The sequence below is a fragment of the Streptosporangium sp. NPDC006007 genome (assembly GCF_040614315.1).
GTDB lineage: Bacteria > Actinomycetota > Actinomycetes > Streptosporangiales > Streptosporangiaceae > Streptosporangium.
On sequence record NZ_JBEXUG010000001.1, the window covers coordinates 62,381 to 79,142 of the forward strand.

Below are 16,762 nucleotides of genomic sequence, written 5' to 3' on the forward strand. Positions count from 1 at the left end.
GGTTTTGGAGTTGACCGGAACGTCGTGGCCCGACGAGAGTCGGGCCCCGGAGACAACCGCTGAGAGCGGGTCCGGCGGCTCCGCATCCCCGGTCGCGGGTCCGGAGGGGGCGCGAGCCTTCCCCGGATCGGCCGGCAACCGCCTGACGGTCCTCTCAGGGCCGTCAGGCGTCGGCAAGTCCACGGTCGTCGCCGAGCTTCGGCGGGCACACCCCGAGGTGTGGCTGTCGGTCTCGGTGACCACCAGGAGGCCCCGTCCGGGGGAGACCCACGGGGTGGAGTACTTCTTCGCCGACGACGAGGAGTTCGACCGCCTCGCCGCCTCGGGCGAGTTGCTGGAGTGGGCGGAGTTCGCCGGCAACCGGTACGGCACGCCGCGTGGCCCGGTGCTCGACCGCCTCGCCGCGGGGGTGCCGACGCTGCTGGAGATCGACCTGCAGGGGGCGCGTCAGGTCCGCGCGACCATGCCCGAGGCACTGCTGATCTTCCTGGCCCCGCCGAGCTGGGAGGAGCTGGAGAAGCGTCTGCGCGGCCGGGGCACCGAGCCCGAGGACGTGATCGCCCGCCGCCTCGCCGCCGGCCGGATCGAGATGGCCGCCGAGCAGGAGTTCGACCTCACCCTGGTGAACACATCCGTCGAGGACGTATGTCATCGGCTGATAGCCTTATTGGCTGATGCTCCCGAGGCTTCGAGCCCCGGACGTTCACCTAGCTAGGGGAAAACACAACGTGGCAACGAACGCGGCCTATTCCGAAGGCATCACCAACCCGTCGATCGACGCGCTGCTCGACATCGTCGACAGCAAGTACAGTCTTGTGATCTTCGGTTCGAAGCGGGCCCGTCAGATCAACGCCTACTACTCCCAGCTCGGCGAGGGCCTGCTGGAGTACGTCGGCCCGCTCGTGGAGACCCACGCCCAGGAGAAGCCGCTCTCCATCGCGCTGCGCGAGGTCAGCGAGGGCCTGCTCACCTCCGAGCCGATCGAGGGCTAGTCCCGCCGATGCGGACGCCTGGCGAGGGCGCGGCGGCCACCCCCGGAGCCCACCCCCCCGAAGCAGTCCCGGCCGGAACACCGACGGCGTCCGACGACGCCCGCGACGGCGCTCCGGTGACCGTGGCGCCCCGGGGACGCGACCGGCGTCGCGGGCCCGCCGTCGTTCTCGGTGTGAGCGCCGGCATCGCCGCCTACAAGGCATGTGAGCTGCTCCGGCTGTTCACCGAGTCCGGGCACGACGTCCGGGTCGTCCCGACCCGGGAGGCGCTCCGCTTCGTCGGCGAGCCGACTTGGGCGGCCCTGTCGGGCAATCCCGTGACGACCGACGTCTGGGACTCCGTGCACGAGGTGCCCCACGTCCGGATCGGGCAGGGCGCCGATCTGGTGGTGGTCGCCCCCGCCACCGCCGACGTGCTCGCCAAGGCCGCCCACGGGCTGGCGGGCGACCTGCTCACCAACACCCTGCTGACCGCGCGCTGCCCGGTGGTGTTCGCCCCCGCGATGCACACCGAGATGTGGGAGCATCCCGCCACCCGCGCCAACGTCGCCACGCTCCGCGAGCGCGGCGCGATCGTCGTCGAGCCCGCCGTGGGCCGCCTGACCGGTGCCGACACCGGCCGAGGGCGGCTGCCGGAGCCCAAGGAGATCTTCGAGGTCTGCCGGGGGGTCCTGTCGGGGCGCCAGGCGGACCTGGCCGGGCGCCGTCTGGTGATCTCCGCGGGAGGCACCCGTGAGGCCCTCGATCCGGTCCGTTTCCTCGGTAACCGCTCCTCGGGCCTGCAGGGCTACGCGCTGGCCCGTACGGCTCTCGCCCGCGGCGCGGAGGTCGTCCTGGTCGCCGCCAACGTGGCCCTGCCCGACCCGGCCGGGGCCACGGTGATCCGGGTGGGGTCGGCGCTGGAGATGCGCGCCGCCGTGCTGGACGCGGTGGGGGGTCCCGGGTGGGGAGCCGACGCGGTGGTCATGGCCGCCGCCGTCGCCGACTTCCGGCCCGCCGCGCGGAGCGACTCGAAGATCAAGAAGTCCTCTACCGACCCGGACCCCATCTATTTGGTGAAAAATCCGGACATCCTGGCTGAGCTGGGGGAGCGGCGCCGTGAGGGGCTCAAGCCGTACCCGCAGGTGATCGCCGGGTTCGCGGCCGAGACCGACGACGTGCTCGCCAACGGGCGGGCCAAGCTCGCCCGCAAGGGCTGTGACCTGCTCGTCGTCAACCAGGTGGGGGAGAACCTCGCCTTCGGCACCCCGGACAACGAGGCGGTGGTCCTGGTCGCGGACGGGGAGCCGGTGGAGATCCCGCGCGGCCCCAAGGAGGCCCTCGCCGACGTGGTCTGGGACCTCGTCGCCGCGCGCCTCACCTGAGCGGGCTCGTGGGGCCGCGGTGGGGCCGGAGGCGGGAACGGGGCGCTGACCGGGCATGTTCCGGGAGGCGCGGGCCTTCGGCTCGCCGCGTTCGAGACGGTTTCGCGGCGCCGCTCCAGGTGGGGCTACAATTCGGCGAGCGCTACTGGTGTCGTGTCGACGCCAGAGCCCCCAGACGCCAGCAGCCGCTGCATGAGGAGCCACTGACTTGTCCCGTCGCCTGTTCACCTCCGAGTCGGTCACAGAGGGCCACCCGGACAAGATCGCCGACCAGATCAGTGACGCGATTCTCGACGCCATGCTCAAGGGTGACCCCAAGAGCCGTGTCGCGGTCGAGACGCTGATCACCACCGGTCAGGTCCACGTCGCCGGAGAGGTGACGACGGAGACCTACGTCGACATTCCCGGTCTCATCCGGGAGAAGATCCTTGAGATCGGCTACGACGCCTCCCACAAGGGCTTCGACGGCGCCTCCTGCGGCGTGTCGGTGTCCATCGGCGCGCAGTCCCCCGACATCGCCCAGGGTGTCGACGACGCCTACGAGACCCGTGAGGGCGAGGTCGCCGACGAGCTCGACCGCCAGGGCGCCGGCGACCAGGGCCTGATGTTCGGCTACGCCTGCCGTGAGACCCCCGAGCTGATGCCGCTGCCGATCCAGCTCGCGCACCGCCTGGCCGAGCGCCTGTCGCAGGTCCGCAAGGACGGGACCGTTCCCTACCTGCGCCCCGACGGCAAGACCCAGGTCACCATCGAATACGACGGCGACCGCCCGGTCCGCCTCGACACCGTGGTCGTCTCCACCCAGCACGCGGCCGAGATCGACCTCAAGGAGATGCTCGCGCCGGACATCAAGGAGCACGTGGTCGACCCGGTGATCGCCGGCCTGGAGATCGCCACCGAGGGCTACCGCCTGCTGGTCAACCCGACCGGCCGCTTCGAGATCGGCGGCCCGATGGGCGACGCCGGCCTGACCGGCCGCAAGATCATCGTTGACACCTACGGCGGCATGGCCCGTCATGGCGGCGGCGCCTTCTCCGGCAAGGACCCGTCCAAGGTGGACCGCTCCGCGGCTTACGCCATGCGCTGGGTCGCCAAGAACATCGTGGCCGCCGGGCTGGCCGAGCGCGCCGAGGTTCAGGTCGCCTACGCCATCGGCAAGGCGCACCCGGTCGGCGTGTTCGTCGAGACCTTCGGCACCGAGAAGGCCGCGATCGACAAGATCCAGGAGGCCGTGCTCAAGGTCTTCGACCTGCGCCCGGCCGCGATCATCCGCGACCTCGACCTGCTGCGCCCGATCTACTCGGCGACCTCCGCCTACGGCCACTTCGGCCGGGCCGAGTTCTCCTGGGAGGCCACCGACCGCGCCGACGCCCTCCGCGCCGCCGCCGGTCTCTGACCGTTCCGCCAACGGCCCCCGTGGACACCCCACGGGGGCCGTTGGCATGGGTGATCCGTTCCCCGAGCGGATGCGGGCCGCGGCGCGGGCCGGGCCGGGGGCCGCGAACTCCGCTGGGAGAACTCCGGACGGCGGGTATACCTTGCCACATTCTAGGATTAATTGGTGATTAATCCGCTTTTTGTTCGGTGAAATTGGGCAAATGGGAACCGTTGTTGACAGATATGGAAAGGTGGGCCATTTTAGCGGGGGAAGTTCGGTAATTCACCTGCTGCCATTCGCCTTGCCGCCTGTTTGACGCGGCCAACCCTCCCGGCGGTCAAGAACGCGTGCGGCGTGCGGGCCGTTTCCGGTCTCACCGGTCTCATGGATGCGCTGGGAGGAATTCGCTGGTGAAGAACCCTCACGTCTACGGCCGCCCGGCCGCTGCGCTCAAGCGCGCACCGGCCGGGGTCGCCGTCCTCGCCCTGTCCGTGTCTCAGGGGATCCTTGACCACCACCCGCCGTCCCCGGAGCGTCAGTCTCTGTGTAACTTCTCTTATGGAGATCTTGGGGGAGAGGCGTGGTCAGGAGGCCGGGAACGGGTGAGCTGCCCGCGGAGGTCACGAGCTTCGTGGGACGCAAGGAGGAGGTCCGCCAGGTCAGGCGGCTCCTCCAGGTCTCCAGGCTGGTCACCGTCACCGGTGTGGCGGGCATCGGCAAGTCCCGGGTGGCCGTCAAGGCCGCGTCCGGGGCGCACCGGGCCTTCGCCGACGGCATCAGGTTCGTGGAGCTGGCGGGGGTGAACGACCCCGGCCGTCTGGAGCAGGCCGTGTCCCACGCGCTCGACCTGACGGACCCGTTCGCCCCGCCGGACGCCGAGGCGCTGGCCGAACACCTCCGCGACCGGCGGACCCTGTTGATCCTCGACACCTGCGAGCACCTGGTGGACGCCTGCGCCCAGCTGGCGCAGACCCTGCTGGAGAGCAGCCCGCAGCTGCGGATCCTGGCCACCAGCAGGCAGTCGCTCGGCGTTCCGGGCGAGCACATCGTGGCGCTCCCGCCGATGGTCCTGCCGGACCCGCGGGTCCTGGACTCCCCGGTCGTGCTCTCCCGCTGTGACGCGGTGGCGCTGTTCCTCGAACGCGCGAGGGCCGTCGACCCCGGCTACACGCTCACCGCGGGGAACGCCAGGGAGATCGCCGAGATCTGCGCCAGGCTCGACGGCATCCCGCTCGCCATCGAACTGGTCGCCGTCCGGATGCGCGCGCTGACGCCCGGCCGGATCAGGGAGCTCCTGGACGACCGGCTCTGGCTGCTGTCAGGCCGTACGGCGGGCGGACGGCACCCGACCGTCGGCGCCACCGTCGACTGGAGCCACGGGCTCTGCACCGCCGACGAGCGGCTGCTCTGGGCCCGGCTGCCGGTCTTCGTCTCCGCCTTCGACGCCGCCGCGGCCGAGGCGGTCTGCTCCGACGAGGCGCTGCCCGCCGAGCGGGTCCTGCCCGCCCTGCTCGGCCTGGTGGACAAGTCCATCGTGATCCCGGTGAAACGGGACGACGGCACGGTCTACCGGGTGCTGGACATCATCCGGGAGTACGGCGCCGCCAAACTGGCGGAGATCGGTGACCCCCGGGACGGGGAGCGACTCCGCCGCCGCCACCTGCGCCACTACTTCGAGCTGGCGCTCAGGGGCAAGGCTTCAGGCCGGCACGGCGACCAGCTGGAGACCTGGACCCGGGTCAGGCGGGAGTGGCCCAACATCCGCGCGGCCCTCGACCTGTGCGTGGCGGATCCGGCCCTGCGGGATACGGGCCTGATGATGGCCGCGGCGCTGTGGTACCTCTGGGTGGCCTGCGGAATGCTCAGGGAGGGCCGCGACCAGCTGGAGCGGTTGCTCGCCCGCACCCCGCCGGGAGGCCAGCCGTGGTCGTGGGGGATGCTCACGCTCGTCTACCTCGCCAACGCCCGAGGCGACCTGGACGAGGCCCGGCTGCTGCTGGCCCGGTGCGGGCGTCACAGCCCGCCCGACGGGGACCTGGTCCAGCTGGTCCTGCTCAAGATGACCGGCACGCTGGCCTTCGTCGAGGGCGACCCGGGGCGCACGGAGCGGATGCTGGGCGAGGTGATCGAGCGGTTGCGCCCCCGCAGGGAACTGCCCGAGGTGCTGCTGCCCGCCATGGTCGAGCTGGGCACGAGCCTGGTCTGGGGCGGGGAGGCGGCCGAGGCCGGGCGGCTCTTCCTGGAGTGCCGGCGGCTCTGTGACGAGCTCGGGGAGACCTGGGCGAGCGCCTACGCCGACTACGGACTGGGCCTGGTCGCCTGGGCCGAGGGTGACGCAGCCCGGACGGCCGGACACGCGCGCGACTCCCTCCGGGTCAAGCGGCACTTCTCCGACGCCATGGGGATCGTCTTCTGCCTGGAGCTGCTGGCCTGCGCAGCGGCGGACGACGGCGACCTGGCCAGGGCCGGGCGGCTGCTCGCCGCGGCGCGCGCCGAACGGCTCGACAAGGGCCTGCTGGGGCGGGGCCATCCGGTGGTGATCGAGGAGAGTGGCCGCTGCGCCGAGCTGGTCCGGAGGCACCTGCCGCGCAGGGAGGCCGAGCAGGCGGACCGCGAGGGGACCGAGCTCGGCCTGGAGGAGGCGATCGCCTACGCGCTCGGCGAGGAGGCCGCGGGGGGCTTCGCCGTACGGCACGACCCCCGCTGGGCACCGCTGACGCCCAGGGAGCGGGAGGTCGCGGAGCTGGTCGCCGAGGGGCTGACCAACCGGCAGATCGCCTATCGGCTGGTGGTCGTCCAGCGGACCGTCGACTCCCACGTCGAGCACATTCTCGCCAAACTCGGCTTCGCGGCGCGGGCCCAGATCGCGGCCTGGGCCACCAGGCGGCGCCGGGGGCACGCATGACCGCCTGCTAACGTTTCCGCGGACTCGGAGGGTGAAAATGGCGCGGCGGCCGGGAAATCTTCCTGTTGACCTGTCCAGTTTCGTGGGACGGGCCGAGGAACTCGCCGAGGGGCTGCGCCATCTGGGCGAGGTCAGGCTCATGACCGTCACCGGCCCCGCCGGCGTGGGCAAGACCCGTACGGCCCTGCGGCTGGCAGGCAGGCTGCGCCGCCGGTTCGGCGGCGGCCTCTGGCGGGCCGAGCTGTCCGGCACGGCCGACCCGGTGGCCGCCCTCGCCGAGGCGCTCGGCCTGCCCGGGGCCTGCTCGGCGCCGGAGCTCGCCGCGTGGCTGGGCGACCGGCGGCTGCTCGTCGTGCTCGACACCTGCGACCATCTCGTCGGCGAGGTCGCCGAGCTGGCGGCGACCCTGGTCCGCGGCACGCCCGGGGCCGTGGTGGTGGTCACCGGCCGCCGGCCGCTGGGCCTGCCGGGAGAGCGGCTGCTGCAACTCGCGCCGCTTCCGCTCACCTCGGCCGTGCGGCTGTTCGAGGACCGGGCCCTGGCCGTGGACCCGGGCTTCGCGCTGACCCCCGTCACCGCGCCGGTGGTCGCCGAGATCTGCGGCAGGCTGGACGGGCTGCCTCTGGCGATCGAGCTCGCCGCCACCCTGGTGCGGTCGCTGTCGGCCCGGGATCTGCTGGAGGGGCTGCGGCACAGGTTCACCCTGCTGACCGGGGTCAGCAGGACCGTTCTGCCGCGCCACCGCGACCTGCGGGCCGCCGTCCAGTGGAGCCTCCGGCTCTGCGACGCCGAGCAGCGCGAACTGTGGACGCTGCTGTCGGCGCTGCCCGGCCCCTTCGACCTGGCCGGCGCCGAGCGGGCCGGCCGCGAGGCCGGGTTCGCGGCCGAGCGCGTCGCCCCGGTCCTCGCCGGGCTGGTCGAGCGGTCGATCGTGCTCCGCGAGCCCGGAGGGCGGCTCCGGATGCTGGAGGCGTACCGGGAGATCGGCCTGGAACCGTCCGGGGACCGGTGGCGGCCCGCCGCGCAGCAGCCGCTACGCGGCGCGGGACGCATACCGCGCCCCCGCCAGGCCGGCCGGGGGGCACGGCCGGTCAGCGGCGCCCTGAGCGCCCGGGAGCTCCAGGTGGCCGAGCTTATCACCGAGGGGCTGTCGAACCCGGAGATCGCCACGAGGCTGGACATCGCCAAGCGCACCGTGGACGCCCACGTCCGCAACATCCTCGCCAAGGGCGGCCTCGCCTCCCGCACCCAGGTGGCGGCGTGGGTGGCGGAAAGCGATTATCAGCCGTCCATATAGGTACATCGCCCGATGCGGGGGCATTAGCTTGGCCGCCATGATGGGAGCGGCCAGTGGGACACCGTGTACTCCAGCGTTCCGCAGCGTCAGGCGGTCACGAGGGAGGGGTCCCCTTCCGCCTGAAGTGATGTTGGGGTGTTTCCTGTGTCGGGCGTGACCCACTGGCCGACCACCTTCCCCGCCCGGCGCGACGCGTCGGCCGGCCGTCTCCGCACCGGGTGGTGAACCGCCGGTCGGTTGTCTTCCCCGTCCGATCCGGTGGGCAGGCCAACTCACCGCTCGATGCGGTGGACGGGCCGGCCCGTCCACCGCATCGAGCGGGCCCGCCGTCCCAGATCCGGCCCCGAGGCGGCCCGTCGCGGCCCCCGGTGTCCGGCGGGACAGCCCTCCGGTATCTGGTAGGACAAGTGGGTGACTCACACCGGCCCCTCATCAGACGACGACGCGTTGCTGCCGCTCGACGCCGTACGTGAGAGGCCCGCTCCCGCCCCGCCGGCCAGAGGGGTGCCGGAGCCCGCGGCGACGCTTCCGGTCGCGCGGATCGCGGTGGACATGCCGCTGCCGCACCTGGACCGGCCGTTCGACTACCTGGTGCCGGCCCCCCTGGACGCCGAGGCGGTGCCGGGGGCGCGGGTCCGGGTCCGCTTCGCGGGCAAACTCGTCGGAGGCTTCCTGCTGGAACGGGTGGAGAGCAGCGAGCACGAGGGCAAGCTGACCCGGCTGGAGCGGGTCGTCTCGGCCGAGCCGGTGCTCACCCCCGAGATCGCCCGGCTGGCCCGGGCCGTGGCCGACCGCTACGCCGGGACGCTGGCCGACGTGCTCCGCCTGGCCGTCCCCCCGCGCCACGCCAGGGTGGAGGCCGAGACACCCGGCGAGACAGGGGTGTCCTCGGCCGCGGTCTCCGGTGTCCCCGCCCCCCCGGTTTCGGAGCCCGGCTCGCGGACGTCCCGGGGGCGGGGGCCGGACGAGTCCCAATCCCCGTCCACGGTCCCGGCCCCGCCACCGGAGGCGGGGCCGTGGGCGGACTACCCGGACGGGGAGGCGTTCCTGACGGCCCTCGCCGGGGGAGGCTCGCCGAGGGCCGTGTGGACCGCGCTGCCCGGAACCGGGCCGGACGGCCCCGGATGGCCGGCCGCGATCGCGGTGGCCGTACGGGAGACGCTCCGCGGCGGCAGGGGCGCGCTCGTGGTGCTGCCCGACGGCAAGGACGTGGCCCTGGCCGACGCGGCGCTGAGCGCCGTCCTGGGGCCCGGGGCGCACGTGGCGCTCACCTCGGACCTGGGGCCCGCCGAACGCTACCGGCGGTGGCTGCGGGTGGCCAGGGGGCGGGTGCGCGTCGCCATCGGCACCAGGGGGGCCGCGTTCGCCCCGGTCGGAGACCTGGGCCTGGCGGTGATCTGGGACGACGGGGACGACCTGCACGCCGAGCGGCTGGCGCCGTACCCGCACGCCAGGGAGATCCTCGCGCTCCGCGCCCACCAGTGCCGCGCGGGCCTGCTCATCGGCGGACACGCCCGTACGGCGGAGGCCACCCGGCTCATCGCGACCGGCTGGGCCGGTCCCGTCCTCGCGGCCCGTGAGACGGTCAGGGCCAGGGCGCCGAGGGTCCACCCGGCGGGCGACGACTCCGAGCTGGCCAGGGACGAGGCGGCGAGGGCGGCCCGGCTGCCCAGCCTCGCCTGGCGCGCGCTGAGGACGGGACTTGAGACCGGCCCGGTGCTGGTGCAGGTTCCCCGCCGGGGCTACCTGCCCGCGCTGGCCTGCCAGAGCTGCCGGGCCCCCGCGCGGTGCGGGCACTGCGGGGGGCCGCTCGCGCTCCGGGGCGGTCACGCGGTGCCGTACTGCCGCTGGTGCGGACGGATCGCGGGAGAGTGGCGCTGCCCGGCCTGCGGTTCGGCCCGGATGCGGGCACAGGTGGTGGGCGCCCGCCGTACCGCCGAGGAACTGGGGCGGGCCTTCCCCTCGGTCCAGGTCAAAACCTCGGGCAAGGACGGGGTGCTCGCCACGGTCGGCGCCGCGCGGGCCCTGGTGGTGGCCACTCCGGGGGCCGAGCCGGTGGCCGAGGGCGGCTACGCGGCGGCCGTGCTGCTGGACGGGTGGGCCCTGCTCGGACGGCCGGACCTGCGGGTCGCCGAGGAGACGCTGCGCCGGTGGATGAACGCCGCCGCGCTGCTGCGGCCCCGGGCCGAGCTGGTCGTGCTCGCCGACTCCTCGGTGCTCGCCGTGCAGGCCCTGCTGCGCTGGGATCCCGTCACCCATGCCGAACGCGAGCTGGCCGAGAGGACAGAACTGGGTTTTCCCCCCGCGGTAAGGATCGCGACGCTGACGGGCTCTCCGGGGGCGGTCAGGGAGATGCTCGGGGAGGTGGCGCTGCCGGGTGGGACACAGGTGCTCGGGCCCGTCCCGATCGACTCGCCCAGGGACGATCAGGTGCGGGAACGCGCCATGGTGAGGGCTCCGTGGGAGGCCGGTCCGGCGCTCGCCGCGGCGTTGAAGGGGGCGGTCGGCGTGCGGTCGGCGCGCAAGGCCGCGGAGGTGGTCAGGGTGTGCATTGACCCCCTGGATGTCATTTGACGTGTTTCCCCGATTCGCGGTGCCGACAGTAAGCCGTTAATTTTCCCCTGTGTCGATCGAATGGGTGAATCGGGCTGTGGATGATCTGCGCGCGTGGGGGCGTGCGCATGGCCTGGACGTTGACGTGGATGAGGTGCGGCTGCTCTGTGACTACGCAAGCGATTATCTGAACGTGAACGAACTGGGGGATTTCACCCCGGTTACCTTCGAGGAACTGCTGCTCAACATCTATCCGCGCAAGGTCATCGCCCCGCCGGACAGCGCCTTCGAGACCGTCGCCGCCGCCCGCACCCTGGTCGACTTCCTCCTCGCGACCGAGGAGATCGGCGGCAAGATGGCGGTCCGGATGCGGACCGTCCTGGACCGGATCGAGCCCGAGATGCCGATCGCGCTCGCCGACACCTCCCGCTTCGGCATGGCCAAAAGCCTGTTCAGCGCGATGGGCGCCGACTCCCTGGAGCCGGGCGCGGCGGCCGGGGCCGAGCCGGCGCCCGCTGAGTCCCCCGCCCTCTGCGAGTGCCCGGGATGCTCCCCGCTCCCCCCGGTACGGCTCGCCTCCCGCACCGAACTCGCCGAGGGGGCCCTGCGGGTGCCCCTGGTGACCGATGTGCGGCGGCTGGCCCAGTGGATGCTCGCCGGAGGCCGTAGACCCACCGTCAAGGGGCGGCTCAGGGTCCGTGACGCCGCCGAGGCGGCCGTCCAGCTCGCCGTGGCCGACCCGGCGCTCCTGTGGGACCTGGCGGTCTACACCGGCCTGGTCGAGGTCGAGGGCACCGCGCTCTTCGACGGCGACGACCCCGATCCGCTCGACACCTGGGCCGCGGTGGTGGAGTTCGCCGTGGAGAAGGAGACCGGCGGCGCGGTCACCGGAGCCCCGGCCCTCGACGAGGAGCTCTACGGCCTCTGCGACATGCTCTACCGGTTGCAGGAGCCGGTGCCGATCCCCCTGGTTCTGGAGTATCTGGATGAGGTCGGGCTCATCACCGAGGGTGAGGTGGACGTCGCCGAGGCCGTGCGGCGGCTGGCCTACTACGGGATCGCCGAGCCCGACGAGGAGCACCTGGCGCTCACCCCGCTGGCCGTCTGGGCCCTGCGGGAGCTCTACACCGGGCTGGGCATCGAGGCGCCGGAGGCCGCCGACCTGACGGCCGCCGACGCCTCCGAGCTCATCGACGGGCTGCTGTCCGGGATGCCCGCCGAGATGGCGGAGGCCGACATCGACGGCTGGCTGCGCGGCAGGACCGCGGCGGAGGCCGCCGCCGAGCTGCTGGGCGCCGCGTCCGGCGCCCCCTCGGTCGCCCGGGGCATCGCCGTGACGATCGTGGACCGACTCGGCCCGGAGGCCGAGCCCGAGGTCCGGCGATATCTGGAGGAGGCCGAACTGCGTCCGCACGCCATCCACTGGCTCTCCACGCGGGGCCTGGCCGCCCCCACGCTCACCCAGCGGGAGGTGCTCTGGATGAGCGTGGACATGCTCGCCCTGGCCATCTCGGCGGCCGAGGACGACCCGGAGGGGTTCGCCGAGAACATGGCGGCATCCGGCCCTCCGGCCCACGTGATCGACGAGATGTGGCGGGTGGACCACCCCGACGTCGTTCAGGTCCTTGAGCTGCTCGGCCGTTCCCTGCAGGACCAGAACACGGCCAAGGCGGCACGCAAGGCCGCTTTCAAGGCGCGTTCCCGCGCCATCGGTTAGCCGTACACCCGTGGGGCTTGAGTGCAGTAAGTTTCACGAGTGGCAAAGAGCGGGAACACCGGAAACGTTTTCGATCTCGGCGAGCTGCGCAGGCTGGTGGGGGAGCTGGGAGCGGCCCCCGGCGAGCTCCGCGCGGCCGTGCGCGACACGGCCACCGCGGCCGGTGCGGCCGACGCCTGCGAGTGTTCGGGCTGCGGCGCCGAGGTGCTGACCTTCCCTCCGGTCGACCTGGCCTCCGACACCGAGCTGGCGGTGGCCGTCTCGCGGGTTCCGCTGGTGCTGGACGCCCAGCGGCTGGCCGAGTGGACCGGCACCCGGCGGGTGACCCCCGAGGGCCTGCTGCCCGACCCCTTCCTGCCCTGCGCCGAGCTCGGGGTGCCCGGTCCGGCGCGGTTGCATCTGCTCTGGGTCGTGGCGGTCAACACCGGCATGCTCCGCATCTCCCGGGGCGTCGCGACCCCCGGTCCGCTCTCCCTGTCCGCCGAGCTGCCCCCCCGGGTGGCGCTGGAGTTCTGGGACGGCGTGGTCATGGACGTCCTGGACCGCGCGGACGAGGGCCTGACCGGTTCGGCGGTGGTGGACGACCACCTCGCCGAGATGCTCGCCACGATGTACGCGGTGAGCGACGGCCTGTCGCCGGCCACCCTGGTCAAAGGCATCCTCCAGTCGCACGAGGTGGCCTGCGAGGCCCGCCGGGCCGACATGCGGGCGCTGACCGCCGCGCTCCCCGGCGAGCTGGAGGCCGCGCTCTCGCTGCTGGGCTACTGCGGGCTCATCGAGTCGTCCGAGGCGGGCCGGCCCCGGCTGACCCCGCTCGGCGTCTGGGCGGTCCGCCAAGACCTCATCCGCGAGGGCCACGACGCGCCCACCGGGGCCGAGGTCGCCGTCTTCGCCGACCTCGACGCCGCCGGGCTGGTCGACGCGATCACGAAGCGCTCCGCCGCCCCCAGCGCCGTCACCGTCTGGCTGGAGTCGCGCCCCCCCGAGGCCGCGGCCCGGGAGCTGGTCAAGGTCGCCGCATCCGGTACGGCCGGCCAGCGCGGCACGGTGGGCACGATCCTGGAGGAGCTCGGCCCCGAGGCCGAGTCCCCCCTCAGAGAGGCGCTCGCCGAGCCCGTCATGTGGCGCTACGCCGCCTCCTGGCTGCACATACGCGACCTGCCCGCCCCCGCGCTCGCCCCCGCCGACCGCACCTGGATAGCGGTCGACACGCTCGCCTCGCTGGTCCAGCTCGGCCACGCGGCCGAGGCGATGCGGGAGTTCGACGCGCTCGAACCCGGGGAGGACCTGGTCCGCCTGGTCGAGGAGATGGCGCAGGTGGACCACCCCGACACCGTCGCCGTGCTCGACCTGCTGGGCGCCCACCACGGCGACCCCGCGGTGGCCAAGGCGGCCCGCAAGGCGGCCATGAAGACCCGCTCCCGCTAGGTGCGCCGGCCGCGGACGTTCACCGGGTGCGGCCGATCCTCCGGCGGGCGGCCCGGCGGAAGATCCGAGAGAGGTGACCAGGGCCCTTACACTGGGGGGACCCCCGGAAGCGTGAGGAGACCCCTGTTGGCCATTCAGCCGATCCGCCTCTTCGGCGATCCGGTGCTGCGCACGCCGGCGGAGCCGGTGAAGGACTTCGACAAGGAGCTGCGCAAGCTCGTCAAGGATCTCACCGACACGATGATGGACGCCCCGGGGGCCGGTCTGGCGGCGCCGCAGATCGGCGTCGGGCTGAGGGTCTTCACCTACTACGTGGACGACCGGCTCGGCCATCTGATCAACCCCAACCTGGACCTCTCCGAGGACAGGGACGAGGAGGGTGAGGAGGGCTGCCTGTCCTTCCCCGGTCTGTCGTTTCCCACGCCCCGGGCCGTCCGGGCGGTGGCGAAGGGCTTCACCGTGCACGGCGAGCCCGTCACCCTGGAGGGCACCGACCTCATGGCGCGCTGCTTCCAGCACGAGACCGACCACCTGGACGGCGTGCTGTTCATCGACCGCCTGGACCCCCGGCAGCGCAAGCTCGCCATGAAGGAGATCCGCGAGGCCGAGTGGAGCGGGCTGTCGGCGCCTCCGTTCAAGTTCTCTCCGCACGCCACCCACGGGAAGGCTCTGTAGGAACCTTGCGCCTGGTCTTCGCCGGAACCCCGGACACCGCCCTGCCCTCGCTGCGGGCCCTGCTCGACTCGCCACGTCACGACGTCGTCGCCGTCGTCACCCGGCCCGACGCCCAGTCGGGCCGGGGCCGCAAGGTTCACTCCAGCCCCGTCGCCGAACTGGCGGAGGAGGCGGGCGTGGAGGTCCTCAGGCCGCCGAAGGCGGGTGACCCCGAGTTCCTGGAGCGTCTGCGACTGATCGACCCCGACTGCTGCCCGGTGGTCGCCTACGGCGCTCTCCTGCCCCAGGCCGCCCTGGACATCCCGCGTCACGGCTGGGTCAACCTGCACTTCTCGCTGCTGCCCGCCTGGCGCGGCGCCGCTCCCGTGCAGCACGCCGTGCTGCACGGTGACGCGATCACCGGCGCGGCCACCTTCCGGATCGTCAGGGAGCTGGACGCCGGTCCGGTCTACGGCGTGGTCACCGAGGAGATCCGGCCCGCCGACACCGGCGGGGAACTGCTCGCCCGGCTGGCCGAGTCCGGTGCCGGGCTGCTGGCGGCGACCCTGGACGGCATCGAGGACGGCACGCTGGAGGCCGTGCCCCAGCCCGTCGACGGGGTGAGCCTCGCCCCGAAGATCGGCGTGGACGACGCCAGGGTCGACTGGTCGGCGCCGGCCATGCGGGTGGACCGCCTGATCCGCGCCTGCACGCCCGCCCCGGGCGCGTGGACCGGGTTCCGCGGCCGGCGGATCAAGCTCGGCCCGGTACGGCCCGCCCCCGGCGCCGCCGCGCTCGCCCCGGGCCGGATCTCGGCCTCCAAGACCTCCGTCCTGGTCGGTACGGCCACGCACCCCGTCGAGCTGGGTGAGGTGCGGCCGCAGGGCAAGCGCCCGATGAGCGCTGAGGAGTGGGCGCGCGGCGTGCGGCTCACCGACGACGATCGGCTGGGCGAGGGGTCGTGAACCGTGGGAAGGAGGCCGGGGAGCCTGTGAGGCGTGGGGGGGCGAGCCGGACCGGCGGGCGGGGACCGCGTCCGCCCAGGCCGATCCGCGACGAGGCCCGCAACACCGCCTACGACCTGCTGCGCGCGGTGGACGAGCGGGACGCCTACGCCAACCTGCTGATGCCCGCGCTGTTGCGCGAGCGCCGCCTCTCCGGGCGGGACGCGGGCCTCGCCACCGAGCTGGCCTACGGGACCCTGCGCGGCCTGGGCACCTACGACGAGATCATCGCGGCCTGCAGCGACCGCCCCCCGGAGGACCTGGACCCGCCGCTGCTCGACGCCATCCGCCTGGGCGTGCACCAGCTGCTCAAGACCCGTGTCCCGCCGCACGCGGCCGTGGGCACGACCGTGGACCTGGTGCGGCTGCGGGTGGGCGTCGGCGCGTCGAAGTACGCCAACGCCGTGCTGCGCAAGGTCGCGTCCCGCACGCTGGAGGAGTGGGTTGCGATCGTGGCCCCCGACCCGGACGAGGACTCGGTCGGTCACCTGGCCGTGGCGCACAGCCACCCCCGGTGGATCGTCACCGCGCTGCGCGACGCGGTGGGCGGCGACTTCGACGAGACGGCCGCCCTGCTGGCCGCCGACAACGAGCGTCCCCGCGTCACCCTCGTGGCCCGCCCCGGCCGCGCGTCGGTCGAGGAGCTCCTCGCCTCCGGTGCCGAGCCGGCCGTGTACTCCCCGTACGCGGCCTACCTGCCCGAAGGGGATCCGGGCGCCGTCCGGGCCGTGGCCGAGGGGCGTGCCGCCGTACAGGACGAGGCCAGCCAGCTCGTCACGCTGGCCCTGACCCGTGTCCCGGTGACCGGTGGCGACTCCCGCTGGCTCGACCTGTGCGCGGGGCCCGGCGGCAAGGCGGGCCTGCTCGACGCCGTCGCGACCCGGGGAGACCTCCCCGGCGGGACCCGTCTGCTCGCCGCCGAGCTTCAGTATCACCGCGCCCGCCTGGTCCGGCAGGCGACCCGGCGGGCGGCGGTGATCACCGCCGACGGCACGGTCCCCGCCTGGCGGCCGGGGGTCTTCGACCGGGTCATGGTCGACGCCCCCTGCACCGGTCTGGGCGCGCTGCGCCGCCGGCCTGAGGCCCGCTGGCGCCGTGACCCCCGCGCCCTTCCCGACCTGGGCAGGCTCCAGCGCGACCTGCTGGCCTCGGCCCTGGAGGCCGTCCGTCCCGGGGGAGTCGTCGCCTACGTGACCTGCTCGCCCCACCTGGCCGAGACGGTGGCCGTGGTCGGCGACACGCTGCGCCGCCGCGACGACGTGGAGGCCCTCGACGCCCGCGCCTACCTCCCCGAGGTCGAGAACCTGGGGGAGGGGCCGTATCTCCAGTTCTGGCCACATCGCCACGGCACCGATGGGATGTTCCTGGCCCTGCTGCGCCGCCGCTGAGCTCCGGGGGCGAGAGCCCGGATCGGCGTCTTCCCGGCGCTTTCGGCACGGCCGTCTCCGTGCCATTTCGCTGATCGGCGGG

At 73.5% G+C, this 16,762-nt stretch carries 12 protein-coding genes; all 12 read left to right on the plus strand.

The annotated features are described in order from the left end of the window. Window positions 1–142 precede the first annotated feature (142 nt). Window positions 143–715 (plus strand): guanylate kinase, encoded by a 573-nt coding sequence (gene gmk, locus ABZ194_RS00310; RefSeq protein ID WP_355590537.1) that lies wholly within the window; start codon window positions 143–145, stop codon window positions 713–715. A 13-nt stretch (window positions 716–728) separates the two neighbouring features. After that, entirely contained in the window at window positions 729–992 is a 264-nt protein-coding gene (gene rpoZ, locus ABZ194_RS00315; protein WP_012889517.1) for a DNA-directed RNA polymerase subunit omega, read from the plus strand. A gap of 8 nt (window positions 993–1,000) precedes the next feature. Beyond that, entirely contained in the window at window positions 1,001–2,356 is a 1,356-nt protein-coding gene (gene coaBC / locus ABZ194_RS00320) for a bifunctional phosphopantothenoylcysteine decarboxylase/phosphopantothenate--cysteine ligase CoaBC (RefSeq protein WP_355589928.1), read from the plus strand. A 208-nt stretch (window positions 2,357–2,564) separates the two neighbouring features. Beyond that, the gene (gene metK / locus ABZ194_RS00325) at window positions 2,565–3,752 is read left to right on the plus strand and encodes a methionine adenosyltransferase (RefSeq protein WP_355589931.1); all 1,188 of its coding nucleotides are present in this window, start codon (window positions 2,565–2,567) and stop codon (window positions 3,750–3,752) included. A 562-nt stretch (window positions 3,753–4,314) separates the two neighbouring features. Next, entirely contained in the window at window positions 4,315–6,639 is a 2,325-nt protein-coding gene (locus ABZ194_RS00330; protein WP_355589934.1) for a LuxR C-terminal-related transcriptional regulator, read from the plus strand. A 37-nt stretch (window positions 6,640–6,676) separates the two neighbouring features. Continuing rightward, on the plus strand, window positions 6,677–7,936 hold the full coding sequence (locus tag ABZ194_RS00335) for a LuxR C-terminal-related transcriptional regulator (protein ID WP_355589937.1): 1,260 nt from the start codon (window positions 6,677–6,679) through the stop codon (window positions 7,934–7,936). Between the two features lie 411 nt (window positions 7,937–8,347). Next, entirely contained in the window at window positions 8,348–10,510 is a 2,163-nt protein-coding gene (locus ABZ194_RS00340) for a primosomal protein N' (RefSeq protein ID WP_355589940.1), read from the plus strand. Between the two features lie 172 nt (window positions 10,511–10,682). Continuing rightward, window positions 10,683–12,206 carry a hypothetical protein gene (locus tag ABZ194_RS00345; protein ID WP_355589943.1) on the plus strand — a complete coding sequence of 508 codons (1,524 nt, stop codon included), beginning with the start codon at window positions 10,683–10,685 and terminating at the stop codon, window positions 12,204–12,206. Window positions 12,207–12,245: 39 nt separating this feature from the next. Further along, on the plus strand, window positions 12,246–13,634 hold the full coding sequence (locus ABZ194_RS00350; RefSeq protein WP_355589946.1) for a hypothetical protein: 1,389 nt from the start codon (window positions 12,246–12,248) through the stop codon (window positions 13,632–13,634). A 126-nt stretch (window positions 13,635–13,760) separates the two neighbouring features. Further along, window positions 13,761–14,309, plus strand: coding sequence for a peptide deformylase (def, locus tag ABZ194_RS00355; protein WP_355589949.1), 549 nt, complete (start codon window positions 13,761–13,763; stop codon window positions 14,307–14,309). 5 nt (window positions 14,310–14,314) lie between these two features. Then, complete coding sequence (gene fmt, locus ABZ194_RS00360) at window positions 14,315–15,253, plus strand: methionyl-tRNA formyltransferase (RefSeq protein WP_355589952.1); 939 nt, start codon at window positions 14,315–14,317, stop codon at window positions 15,251–15,253. 26 nt (window positions 15,254–15,279) lie between these two features. Beyond that, window positions 15,280–16,680 carry a transcription antitermination factor NusB gene (locus ABZ194_RS00365; protein ID WP_355589955.1) on the plus strand — a complete coding sequence of 467 codons (1,401 nt, stop codon included), beginning with the start codon at window positions 15,280–15,282 and terminating at the stop codon, window positions 16,678–16,680. The last annotated feature ends 82 nt before the right edge of the window (window positions 16,681–16,762 follow it).